Origin of the sequence: Ferrimonas sp. (assembly GCF_048263965.1) — a bacterium.
Lineage (GTDB): Bacteria > Pseudomonadota > Gammaproteobacteria > Enterobacterales > Shewanellaceae > Ferrimonas.
This window is the reverse complement of record NZ_JBLXDO010000016.1, coordinates 78,385-89,983: the sequence shown is the minus strand read 5'-3', so window position 1 is coordinate 89,983 and position 11,599 is coordinate 78,385. Positions and strand designations below refer to the sequence as shown.

General features: G+C 59.6%; 8 protein-coding genes. 2 read left to right on the top strand and 6 right to left on the bottom strand.

The features are described 5' to 3' along the window. Nucleotides 1–436 precede the first annotated feature (436 nt). The 3 genes from ACN0RV_RS14225 to ACN0RV_RS14215 all read right to left on the bottom strand — a co-directional run bounded on the left by ACN0RV_RS14225 (nucleotide 437) and on the right by ACN0RV_RS14215 (nucleotide 3,977). Complete coding sequence (locus ACN0RV_RS14225) at nucleotides 437–2,392, bottom strand: hypothetical protein (protein ID WP_417348511.1); 1,956 nt, start codon at nucleotides 2,390–2,392, stop codon at nucleotides 437–439. Nucleotides 2,393–2,422: 30 nt separating this feature from the next. Further along, nucleotides 2,423–2,980 (bottom strand): LuxR C-terminal-related transcriptional regulator, encoded by a 558-nt coding sequence (locus ACN0RV_RS14220; RefSeq protein ID WP_417348510.1) that lies wholly within the window; start codon nucleotides 2,978–2,980, stop codon nucleotides 2,423–2,425. Between the two features lie 289 nt (nucleotides 2,981–3,269). Then, complete coding sequence (locus ACN0RV_RS14215; protein WP_417348508.1) at nucleotides 3,270–3,977, bottom strand: TetR/AcrR family transcriptional regulator; 708 nt, start codon at nucleotides 3,975–3,977, stop codon at nucleotides 3,270–3,272. Nucleotides 3,978–4,475: 498 nt separating this feature from the next. On the opposite strand from ACN0RV_RS14215, the gene ACN0RV_RS14210 reads away from it, so the two are divergent. After that, nucleotides 4,476–6,080: a methyl-accepting chemotaxis protein gene (locus ACN0RV_RS14210; RefSeq protein WP_417348506.1), complete on the top strand. Its 1,605-nt coding sequence runs from the start codon at nucleotides 4,476–4,478 to the stop codon at nucleotides 6,078–6,080. Nucleotides 6,081–6,213: 133 nt separating this feature from the next. Here the strand turns inward: ACN0RV_RS14210 and ACN0RV_RS14205 are convergent, their stop codons facing one another. From ACN0RV_RS14205 to ACN0RV_RS14195, 3 genes are all read right to left on the bottom strand, one after another. Continuing rightward, a complete protein-coding gene (locus tag ACN0RV_RS14205; RefSeq protein ID WP_417348504.1) occupies nucleotides 6,214–8,694 on the bottom strand; it encodes a prolyl oligopeptidase family serine peptidase in 2,481 nt (826 codons plus the stop codon). Between the two features lie 86 nt (nucleotides 8,695–8,780). Further along, nucleotides 8,781–9,359 (bottom strand): anthranilate synthase component II, encoded by a 579-nt coding sequence (locus ACN0RV_RS14200; protein ID WP_417348502.1) that lies wholly within the window; start codon nucleotides 9,357–9,359, stop codon nucleotides 8,781–8,783. A 311-nt stretch (nucleotides 9,360–9,670) separates the two neighbouring features. Further along, nucleotides 9,671–10,102 carry an autonomous glycyl radical cofactor GrcA gene (locus tag ACN0RV_RS14195; protein WP_417348500.1) on the bottom strand — a complete coding sequence of 144 codons (432 nt, stop codon included), beginning with the start codon at nucleotides 10,100–10,102 and terminating at the stop codon, nucleotides 9,671–9,673. Nucleotides 10,103–10,377: 275 nt separating this feature from the next. Between ACN0RV_RS14195 and ACN0RV_RS14190 the strand changes: the two genes are divergently transcribed. Continuing rightward, nucleotides 10,378–11,463, top strand: a complete 1,086-nt coding sequence (locus tag ACN0RV_RS14190) for an HDOD domain-containing protein (RefSeq protein ID WP_417348498.1) — start codon at nucleotides 10,378–10,380, stop codon at nucleotides 11,461–11,463. The last annotated feature ends 136 nt before the right edge of the window (nucleotides 11,464–11,599 follow it).

Below are 11,599 nucleotides of genomic sequence, written 5' to 3'. Positions count from 1 at the left end.
GTGGCAGACCGGATGTAGGTCCACTCCGCTTATGTCAAAATCGCGGCTTATGGGCTGGCTCCGACCTACAGCATAGATAACCCGCATTGCCGAAAGGTGATGCGGGTTTTTCTTTGTCTTAAGCTCAAGAGCCCGCAGGCAACCGTTGTGGCAGACCGGATGTAGGTCCACTCCGCTTATGTCAAAATCGCGGCTTATGGGCTGGCTCCGACCTACAGCATAGAGAAGCCGTTGTACCGCAAGGTGCAACGGCTTTTTTCTTATGCGCGATCAGAGTGCGGTGCCCGCTGGCAACCGCTGTGGCAGGTTGGATGATTGTCCACTCCGCTCACATCAAAATCGCGGCTTATCGGCCGGCTCCGACCTACAAAATGGAAAAGCCGCTGTTTCATCAGAAGCAGCGGCTTTTTCTTTTGCGACCGATCAGCCATTCAAATTACTTATTGGGGTGGCAGGTCATGCAGGAGTAGGGATCCGGGAAGGTCTCGCTGGTGTGCCAGTCGCTGTTGCCCCGGGTCAGTTGCTTGCTGGGATCCTGTTCGCCATAGGTAGTGCCGTTGTGGGAGTAACCATCCAGCATATCTTTGGTGTAGGGGTCTTTGGACTTGACCACGTCGGCACAGGAGCCCATCTCGCCGTTGAGTTCGTTGCCCTTCTGGGTGACGCCAAAACAGGGGATCTCGTCGAAGCGGTACTGCTTGGAGGCCTCGCCGTGATTCAGCATCAGCTTGTCCTTGGAGTGACAGAAGTGACAGCGCACTATGGCGCCGTGCCCCTGGGGAGCGCCGTTGCCGCCGTGGCAGGAGGCGCAGAAGTAGGGCTCGGTGATCTCCCCCAGCACCGGTGAGTCGCCGCCGTCCAGGTGGGTGTTTTCCTTGCCATGGCACAGGCCGCAGTCGGCAATGCCCCAGCCGAAGTGGCTGCTTTGCAGCGGGGCCACCGCCTGCGCCACATCGTGGATGGGGAACTTGCCGTCGCCAGCGATGTTGTGCTCCGTCATCTCATACTTGGAGCCATAGTCCGGACCCACCCAATACAGCTGGACAAACTCCTTGGGGTTCACCATCACCGACACATCGGCGGTGCGGTGCAGGTTGATGCCGCCGTAGGCGGAGTACCACATGTCGATGCACTCCTGGGCGGTCTCTTCGGTCAGCAGGCCATGCTCATCGCGAAGGAAGTGGCAGATGGTGGGGTTATCGTAAGGGGCGCTACCCTCGACCAGTTCCTGGGCCTTGGGCCAGGCCGGGCCATTGAAGAAATCCAGCGCGGACTGGGCTTCGCCGGCAACCCAACCCCAGCCACTGAACCCTTCACTGCCGTTTCTGACGCCATCGGCCTGGGTGATGATGTAGGCATCGATGGTGGCACCGGTGGACAGGGTTGGCCAGAAGCCGAAGCGGATATCGACCCCATACTCGTGATAGGCGGTCATCATGGCATCGGCGATGGTGATCACCCCAGGCTGATACACATCAGGGCGCAGGTTGTAGGCTTTCACTTCGAAGTTGCTGGCCGGCAGTTGCGGGCCTTTGCGGCCATCCAGGTAAGCCAGCACCAGGCTGGGCAGGATCACCTTGCCACCGTTGGCCTTGAGGCGGTCGGCCTCGGCCTTCTGCATCTGCTTGACCCGCTCCCGCATCATTGGGGAGACCGGCTGGAAGCGGATGTTCATCTCCGGCTGCACCCAGTACTCATCCAGGCGTTCATACAGGGTATCGAGGACGGGGTTGGCGATCTTGAGGTTGTCCCCCTGGTCGTAGGTGGAGGCGGCGTACCAGTCTTCGCTGTCCTTGTAGTCCCCGTCGGCGACGTCATCGAAGTCACCGTCGCCGTTGGCGTCGAAGGAGACGCTGTAGTCGTAGGTGTTGAGCTCATCGTTCCACTCACCCAGGGTGACCTCAAGATCGGTGCGGATGGTGGAGACATAGAGCATCACATCCAGGATGGAGTACTGGCCAGGCACGAAGATGTCGTCCCGAATGGACTGGGCACGCCAGGCTTTGATGTCGCTGGCCGCGATCTCCATATAGTACTTGCTGTCATCCCGGGTGCGGGCGTTGTAGTACTTGTTCTTGTTGCGATCGTTTTCGTCCTTGGGCTTGCCATAGGTGCCGGTTTGGCTGCCGGTGGTGGGCAGTTCATAGTCTGCCGGCATGGCGGGATCGCACATCTCAGGGTGCTCGGTGGTGCAGGGGTACCAGCGTCCCAGGTAGATGCGCACCATGCCGTCGAACTGGCGGTTGGGTTCCACGTGCACATCCAGGTTGGCGTATTGTGGTGCCGGGGTGGGCTGTTCCGGTGCGGGTGGCGGGGGCGTGCTGTCCGAATCGGAGCCGCAGCCGGCCAGCCCCATAGCGGACAGGACCGCTAAGGCAATCAGTTTTCTCATCATCATTACTCAGTTTTTGTTAGTGGATTCTCAGGCGAGCCAGTCCTGCTGCATGGCCAAGAAGATCAGCGCAGAGCGGTTGCTGGCGCCCAAGGTTTTTTTCGCCAGGTCGAGGTGGTAATCGACCCCTCGGTTTGACAGAAACAGGGCATTGGCGATCTCTGTGGTGGTGAAGCCCAAAGCGGTCAGTTTGACTATGGTCTTGGTGCGCGGGGTCAGTGTTCCCCTGGCGCCCGGTTGCAGCACAAAGGGCTGCACCGTCTGTTGGACGTAGTGCCTTACCTCATCGATTTTGGGGGAGTAGGCCTGGTCAAACATCAGGATCAGGTAGCCCTGATCAGCCTGGGCACTGAACAGCCGTTGTCCCTGTATCTGCCGGTCGCTGGCCAGGCCAAAGTGAAAGGCGGCACCTTTCTCGGAAGCCAACAGGGCGCAGGCACTTTGTCGCAGCCTGGGGTCGGAGACATGGATGTTGCTGCACTCAAACCGGGCATCAAACCTGAGATCCCAGGGGGCCATATCCCAGGAGGTGTGCCGCCACAGCTCTTGGCGCGCGGATTGATAGAAGATCCAACCGGATGGCAACATGATTCGACTCCTCCTCGTGATGAAATCTGATCACAGTATATGGAGAGTCAGATGGGCAAGATGCTAAAGAGGTCGGGATCGGTCAGGCTGGGCCGAAACAGCTTACCTGGAGTGATCTGTCTTCAGCTTTTGGGGTGTGTTCGAGAGGAGGCTTTCTCTGAAGTTGCTGGCGGTGTGGGCGCGGTCTCGGTTGAGGCGGTTGGGCAGGGCCCAAATGGAACACCCGTCCAAGGGGGGATCACAGTTTTTCCCTGGTGAACCTGGAGGCAACTCTGTCAGGATTGGCCCATCATCGTGGCACCATCCCCTGTTGATCCATGGCGGTCCTCCAGGCCAGTTCCAGCTTCTTGGGGTCGAGTAGCGGCCTCATCTGGCGCCAGTGCAACTGGCCGAGGATCAGTTCGGCCAACTGACAGAGCTTTTCTGTTTCAATCTGGTTGGCACGGAACTTCAGGTTGGTTCGCATAATTCTCATCACCCGGGTGCCACGACAGAGGATCGACAGATCCATGGCCACCTCCTTGGCTCGCTCCTTGCTGTCGGAGAAGGCGCTCCCATCGCTTAATCGGCTGACCAGTTCATCCACCTGCTGGCGGTAGTGTCGAAAGCTGGCCTGAAACTCTTCAATGGCTTCGGCAGTGGCCTGGGCCACCAAGTCGCAGTTGCCCACCAGGAAGTCGGTACCCACATTGGGATCCTGGCTGGCATCCAGATTGGCGAAGTCGATGCAGTAGGGGGCGAAGCCGATGAGGAACATCATCTGCTCGGCGGGATTCAGGCCAAACTCCAGGGCGCTGTCCAGCCCCACACCATGGCGGCGCACGTTGTCTGCCGCCATCAGCAGTACCAGGTCATCCTTGTTGCTGATCTCACGGTAGAGAGTGCCTACGGAGATCTGCGAGGCTTTGGCCAGGTCGCGCATGGAAAACTCCAGCAGCCCCTTTTCTGCGACCAGGGTGCGTGCGGCTTCAAAGACTTGCTGGCGGTACCTGCCCATAGATTTATCCCGTTGATTCACTCCTTCTATACCCTAGACGGCAATCATTCTCAGGCCAATGGCTTTCAGCCGGGTGTGTGAAAAAGCACAGCCGTGGCCTTGGCCGGCGAAAGCGAGGCGTTGGATGCCTGCTAACGGTGAGGTAAGAGGCCTTGGACGGAGCACTTTGACTCAGGGATGGAAGGCCACCTGCTTATGGATCTAGAAATAGCCAGTATCAGCGGTCCAACTGATTACAATCTAAGCTTTTTTCCTCAGCCTTCGTCGGTTGAGTACTGTGCTCAATCCGCTTTCACCCTTTAGAAAAGTTTGAGTGCGATCATGTTTCTGGTGGTTTTTGCGTGGTAAAAACCTGACTCCGCAGGCGAATGCGCTTCACATTTTTCAACATTGGCCGATAAAGCGGTTAACAGGGGCAGAACATCAGTCGATAACTTTAAATGTTGTCTTTCTGATGAAACAAAGGGGCGGTGCGCCGCCACAAATGGAGAGGAATCCATGGCCAACACGCTGAACCAGTGGCTCCATGCCATGCTGCGTCTAGTGGGTATTAAAACGGTAAGGGGACAGTTCCTGGTGATCTTCCTGGTGCTGTTTCTTCTCGCGGCGGTCAACGCCGTCATGCTGTACGCCACCTCGGGCAACAGTGCCGAGCGGATCAACATCGCCGGGGCCCAGCGGATGCTGAGTCAGCGCTATGCCAAGGAAGCCTTGCTGGTGGTCCAGGGGGGACTGGCTCCCGCGGCCCTGGAGAAGACGGTAACCCGCTTCGAGAAGGCCCATCAACTGCTGCTGGCGGGCGACCCCAGTCGCAAGCTGGCACCGGTGAGCGAGCCCCATATCCGGGAGCAGTTGCTGAAGGTGGGCGGACTCTGGCGCACCTATCGGGAGCGGGTGGAGGCCTATCTGCAGATGCCCGAACCTGCCGCCCTGCCGGAGATTCAAGCCCTCTCCGTCGAGGTGCTCAAGAATATGCACCAGGCGGTGGGGATGATGGCACAAAGTGCCAACTCGACGGTGGCGATGCAGCAGCGGGTCGCCCTGGGGACCTCTCTGGGGATCCTGTTGATGGTGCTGCTCGGCCAGCTCTATGGCAGCCGCACCCTGATTCGCCCCCTGGCCCAGCTGGCGGACTCCCTGCAGCGGGTGGGCAGAGGGGAGTTTAATCACCCCATTGCCGCTTCGGCCATTGGCCGGGATAACGAACTGGAAAGGGTGCATCAGGCCTACAACTCCATGCTGAGTCAGGTGAGTGAGCTATTGACCCGAATCCAGGGGGTGACCGGCAAGGTGGAGCACAGTGCCCTGACGGTACGGGATGCGGCGCGGGAAGCCTGTGACGGCATGACTCGCCAGTCTGACGAGGTGGCCCGCATCTCCCAGTCCATGAACGAGATGAACCGCACCGTTCATCACGTGACCGAAAACATCTCCAAGGCGTCCGATGCCGCAGCCCACGCGGACAAAGAGGCCAGATCCGGTTCTGTGGTGGTGTCCGACACCGCCGGCGCCATCAACCTGATGGCGGAGCAGGTGGAGAGCGCCTCCGGTGAACTGACCAAACTGGAGGAGGAGAGTCGTCAGGTCGGCCGGGTGCTGGAGGTGATCACCGGCATTGCCGAACAGACCAACCTGCTGGCGCTGAATGCGGCCATCGAAGCGGCCAGGGCCGGAGAACAGGGACGGGGCTTTGCGGTGGTAGCCGACGAAGTGCGCACCCTGGCTCAGAAGACCCAGAACTCCACCGAGGAGATCCGCGAGATTGTGGAGCGCCTGCAGTCTCAGGCACTCAGTGCGGTGGAGGTGATGGGACAGAGCCGGGAACAGGCTCAGGGCAGCGTGACCAAGACGGAGCAGGCGGACGGCGCTCTGGCGCAGATCGTCAGCTCGGTATCGGTGATAAGCGACATGAACCGTCAGGTGGCTACGGTGGCGGAGGAGCAGAGCGCGGTGGCCGAGGAGATGGACGCCAGCATGCAGAACGTCAGTGGCCTGGCCCGGGAAACCTCCCAGACTGCGGAGCGGATGTTGGAGTCGGCCCGCCAGATCGAGGGAGAGATGGCTGAGCTCCATGGCCTGGTGGGACGCTTCTCCCACCTCTGATGAAAATAAAACGCCCCGCCAGTTCCGTGGCGGGGCGAAAAGGACGAACACAACCATTCAAGGTAGTCACATCGCAAGTGACTCTCTCAACCTAGTCTCTGCTGATGAAACATTCAACAAAAATGAATAAATATTAATCAGTGTTCCCTTGTCCTGGGTTGAGGTTCTCCTCGAACAAGCGGTAGATGCGACGGTACTCATCCAGCCAGCTGGAGGGCTGGCGGAAGCCATGGGGTTCCACCGGGTAGATGGCGGTCTCAAACATCGGCTTCTCCAGTTCGATCAGCCTCTGCACCAGGCGCACACTGTCCTGGAAGAAGACGTTGTCGTCCAGCACGCCACTCATGATCAGCAGGGGTTTCTGTAACCCTTGGGCAAACTCGATGGGGGAGCTGCGCTCATAGGCGATGGGATCCACATCCGGGGTATTGAGGATGTTGGAGGTGTAGCCGTAGTTGTAGTGGGCCCAGTCGGTCACCGGCCGCAGGGCGGCCCCGGCCTGGAAGCGTTCAGGCTCGGTGAACAGCGCCATAAAGGTGAGGAAGCCGCCGTAGGAACCGCCGTAGGTGCCCACCCGCTGCTGGTCGACCCCCAGAGAAGCGGACATCCAGTCGATGCCGTCGAGCATGTCTTCCACTTCGCTGTGGCCCATGTTGCGGTAGATGGCGGTGCGCCAGTCGCGGCCATAGCCCTTGGAGCCGCGGTAGTCGATGTCCATCACCACGTAGCCCTGTTGGGCCAGCAGGTTGTGGAACATGAATTCGCGAAAGTATCCGGACCAGCCGAAGTGGGCGTTCTGCAGGTAACCGGCGCCATGATTGAAGATCACCGCCGGGTATTTGCCATCGTGCTTCTTGCTGTCGTTCAGGGGACGGAAGATGCGGGCATAGACCGGCTTGGCCTGATGGGTGGAGGGAATCGCCACCACTTCAGGGGCCTGCCAGGGGTAATCCAGGAAGGCCTGGCTGGTGGTGTGGGTCAGCTGGGTGGGCTGAGCGCCCAGGGGCTGCAAGAACAGCTCCGGCGGCCGGGTACGGCTGGAGGCGGTCAGCAGCAGCCGGGTTTCATCCGGGCTGAGGCGATACTCCAGGCCACCCTTGAGATCGGTCTCCTGACGCAGTTCGCCGCCGTCACTGGCCACGCTGAACACCTCGTGCTGGCCGGGGTGATGGCGGTTGGCCTTGAAGAAGAAGCGCTTGCCGTCGCGGCTCTGGGTCAGGTTACTGACCACAAATTCGCCCTGGGTCAGTGCCCTGGCCTTACCCTTGAGCGGTTTGATGTAGAGGTGGGAGTAGCCGCTTTCCTCGGAGAGGTAGTAGAGGCTTTGGCCATCCCGGCTCCAGCCAAATTCGTTGTGGGTGTAGTTCACCCAGGCCTCATCGTGAAGGCGATGCTCTGTGGTGAGGCTGCCCTTGGCAAGATCCACCGTCGCCAGCCAGCGATCCTTATTGTCTGCCTGGGACTCCAGCATCACCGCCAGCTTGTCGCCCTGGGGAGACCACTGGATGGGGCTCTGTTGCCAGCCCCAGTCCTGCATCAGGGTGATCACCCGCAGCGCCTTCTGGGTCTGGTAGGTGTCGCCGCGCCTCTGGGCGTTCTCCGCCTTGACGCTGGCCAGGACATCCTCATCGAAACCGGTCAGCCCTTCCCAGCTGATGTTGGTCACGCTGCCGTTTTGGCTGTCCAGCAGCACCAGCCTGTGGGCCTTTACTTCGGCTTCGGCGATCCGGGCCCGGGCAGGCTGGGCGGCCACATAGCCCTTCTTGTCCAGGTAGTTGGGCATGATGTCGTGATCTTTGCGCCAGCTGCCCTCCTTGTCGGTGACCACCGCCAGGATATGGCGACCGTCGGGGGAGGGGCTCAGGGTCACCAGTCGCTCACTGGCATTCAGGTAGAAGGGGTGTGGTGCCAGGCCGGCGTCGGCCTGACGACGCTCCGCTTGACGGGCATTCTGGTCGGCGGCATCCCGGTACTGATTGTCCACATACTGGATCAGCCGCTTCTGCTGTTTGGCCAGATAGGTGTCGGCCACCTTGGCGCCATCTGGCTTCTGGCCAAATACCAGCTCTGCGTGCAGCAGGGTACGACCACTCTGGGGCTCGATGCGAAACAGCTTGTTGCCTCGCCGCACCAGCAACTGGTTGTCCAAGGTGAAGCTGAACTGGTCGATGGCACTGCTGTCCAGGGTCAGCTGGCGGGGCTGGTCGCCGGGGCGGGCCACAAACAGGTTGCCCTCATACAGCCAGGCGGCCAGGGTGCCGTCCGAATTCAGGGTTTTCTCCTCGGCCAGGGCCCAGTCGGCGAAGGCCAGGGGCTGAGTGTCTCCCTGGGTATTGACTTCGAAGGCGCGGCTCAGCTTGGATCCCAGCTCCTTCTGCCAGAAGTAGATTCGTTGGCCATCCAGGGACCACAAGGGCTGCTGAGGCGCGTTCCCCAACCAGTCCGGGTCCGCCATGATCTGTTTCAGGGTCAGAGGCTGTGCCGCGTTCAGCGTCGGCACCGGGGCGATGATTTGAGGCTGGGTTTGCGTGACAGCGGTGGGGGTGTCGGGTGTGGTGGCCGCACAGGCGCTGAGCAGGCTGAGGGAGATGCCCAGACTCATCCATTTTTTCATTGTTGTAGGGATCCTTGGCGTTTGTTTGACCGTGATTTATATCACAGTGATTCCGCGGCATCAGCCCGGAGAGCGGCGTGGGGTGTTCAGTTTTGTTTCAAGAAGTTATTCAGCAGTGCCAGCCCCTGCTCGGTGAGCACGGATTCGGGGTGGAACTGTACGCCCTCCAGGGGCAGGGTTTTGTGGCGCAGGCCCATGACCTCCGGCTGCCCCAGCTGGTTGTGGCACCAGGCGGTGACCTCCAGGCTGTCGGGTAGGGTGTCTGGGTCCACCACCAGGGAGTGGTAGCGGGTGACCCTGAGGGGATCCGGTAATCCCTGAAACACGCCCAGATTGCGGTGGCGAATGTTGGAGGTTTTTCCGTGCATTACCCGATGGGCCCTTACCACTTTGGCGCCCAGGCTCTGGGCTATGGTCTGGTGTCCCAGGCAGACGCCGAGGATCGGCAGTCGGCCGGAGAAGTGCTCCACCAGTGACAGGGAGAGTCCGGCTTCGTTAGGGCTGCAGGGGCCGGGGGAGATCACTAGGTAGTCGGGGCTCAGGGCTTCGATCTCTGCCAGGCTGATGGCGTCGTTTCGACGGACCACGACCTGCTCACCCAACTGCTGGAAGTATTGCACCAGGTTGTAGGTGAAGGAGTCATAGTTGTCGAGCATCAGCAGCATGAAGGGTCCCTGTCGGCTTAGTCGAAGCGCTGGCATTCTACCCCCATGGGCCCAAGAGATCATCTTAGATAGAGGGGTTGTCCTGTACAGGGGAAAGATCTTTGCGGGAAGAGGGGGCTAATCAGATTATTCTTCCAAGGAGAGCCGGGATTGCCCAGCAGGCTTTGTGGCTGGCGATTGGCCGTGCTGTGCCTTCAGTGCCTGAGTCTGCTCCGCTCCTTAGGTGGGCTTCAGGGTCGAGGGGATTGGGGGTTGAAACAACAACGCCGCTCAGGGAGCGGCGTTGACAGGCTAAGGGCGCGCGGGCGGCCTTACAGGCTCTCGGTGAAGGTCCGGGCAACAACGTCGCGCTGCTGTTCCAGAGTCAGAGAGTTGAAGCGAACGGCGTAGCCGGATACACGGATGGTCAGCTGAGCGTTGTCGCTGATCAGGGCGTAGTCGTCGTCGTTGGCGGAACCGGCTTCGACACGCTCACGGGCGTCCATCAGCTTCTGCAGAACGTCACGCTGCAGTACGTTGACGTTCAGGTGCTGACCACCTTCACGACCGGCAGGGTTGGCGGACTCAACAGGCAGTTCACGGGACTCGTACTCACCCAGGTCAGCCAGGGCAACAACCTGGTCGGCTTCATACTTCTCTTTCGCGGCTACACAGCGAGCTTCACCTGCGGCCTTGTCAATCAGCCAGATGCTGCCTACCAGGGCGTTGTCGGCGGATTGAGTGATCTGAATTCCTGTTACCATCTTCGTACATCCTATTGTGATAGTGAGAACTGGCTTCAGATTACGTCATCCCAACCCCGTTGACACATGACTTATTTCGTGGTGGTCAATGAAACCCGCTCATGCGGCGTGGTTTTCTGTGATCTGGATCTGTGTTAGGGCGGCGGAAGTGCCTCGCCGGGTCGCACCCTATTGGTGCGCGCAAATTTCCTCAGAGGAAAAACTGCTTCCGCAGGGCGGAAATTTCCTAAGTGCTTGTGATATAACAGTCAAAAAGGTCCAACCGTTAGATAACAGTGAATACCCAACTTCCCAAACCTCAGATGCTGGAGCAGCTTGAACAGCAGTTCTGGCAGTATCAGAGTCTCTCTGAGCCTGTCCACGCCCCGATGACCACCATGGAGGACGAGGTCGCCTTCGTCTGGCGCCATAAACTGGCGGTGGAGCGGGCGGCGGAGTTTAAGCGGATCCAGAAGAACCTGAAGCGTAATGAGGAGCAGGAAAAGCTGAGGCAGTTCTTCTGCCGCGCCTATGAAGCGGAGTTGGGGCGTTTGATGGCCCAGCCCGAGGGACTGCAGAAGGTGCTGGGCATCGAGGTGGCTCAACTGGACATGCTGGAGCTGCTGCTCAATCCGGACGGTGACGTTCGTCGACTGACCCGATTCATTGAAGCGGATCCCTGGCTCAGCCAGGCGCTGATTCGCCACATCAACTCCAACCGTTCCGAATACCGTCGTGCCAGTGGCCTGCAGGACGTGCACCTGGCGATCAACTACCTGGGCTATGAAAAGCTGGCCCAACTGGTGCCCGGCCTGGTGTTTGACCACTGGAGCTGGTCACCGGACCAGAGCCTGGGGTTGCACCAGCGTAAGCTGTGGCGCTGGTGCCGGTTGTTGAAATCCAAGGCGGAGTATTGGCTCAGAGAGGAGGGGGAGAACCCCGACCATGCCCGCATCTACGCCTGTCTGTTTGCCCTGGGGCCCATACTGATTCACCGCAAAGCCACCCGTCTCTATCAGCGCATGAGGGGAGAGTGGATGAACCAGGCCAGGCTGGAGCCCGGTGGCGAGCTATATGAGGCGCTGCGTTCCCTGCGCCTGCCCTGCGAGCCTGTGGCGGAACACCTGCAACAGCACCTGGCCATAGGTCGCCGTTTTCTCGAGGGCGTCGGCTATCAGGGACGCCTGCTTGAGCTGATGGCCTCTCTGGAACAACCCTGGTTGCGAGCCGAGCCTGCCGCCCGCGCCATGAGCCGTGCCTTTGGCGAGGTGGTCTACCTGACTCTGTCCGGCAGAGTCATGAAAGAGGTGGATGGATTGGAGGTGATCAGTGGCTATTACCAGATCCCGGAAGCCAGGGTTAGGGTCCAGAATCGGCGTTAACAGGTTTTTTTCGGTGAATGAGGCGGCGATTATGCTGCATAGATAACGTAAAGAGGGGTTTGGTCAGTAAAAATCTTCAGAATGTGCAATTACTTAGTAAAACGCTAGGATACCATTAAATTACAATGGGTTAATT

What these genes read in the sequence shown, in the direction of transcription:
- ACN0RV_RS14205 (WP_417348504.1), bottom strand. Translation starts at nt 8,694, where the DNA reads ATGAAAAAATGGATGAGTCTGGGCATCTCCCTCAGCCTGCTCAGCGCC.
- ACN0RV_RS14210 (WP_417348506.1), top strand. Translation starts at nt 4,476, where the DNA reads ATGGCCAACACGCTGAACCAGTGGCTCCATGCCATGCTGCGTCTAGTG.
- ACN0RV_RS14215 (WP_417348508.1), bottom strand. Translation starts at nt 3,977, where the DNA reads ATGGGCAGGTACCGCCAGCAAGTCTTTGAAGCCGCACGCACCCTGGTC.
- ACN0RV_RS14200 (WP_417348502.1), bottom strand. Translation starts at nt 9,359, where the DNA reads ATGCTGCTGATGCTCGACAACTATGACTCCTTCACCTACAACCTGGTG.
- ACN0RV_RS14220 (WP_417348510.1), bottom strand. Translation starts at nt 2,980, where the DNA reads ATGTTGCCATCCGGTTGGATCTTCTATCAATCCGCGCGCCAAGAGCTG.
- ACN0RV_RS14195 (WP_417348500.1), bottom strand. Translation starts at nt 10,102, where the DNA reads ATGGTAACAGGAATTCAGATCACTCAATCCGCCGACAACGCCCTGGTA.
- ACN0RV_RS14225 (WP_417348511.1), bottom strand. Translation starts at nt 2,392, where the DNA reads ATGAGAAAACTGATTGCCTTAGCGGTCCTGTCCGCTATGGGGCTGGCC.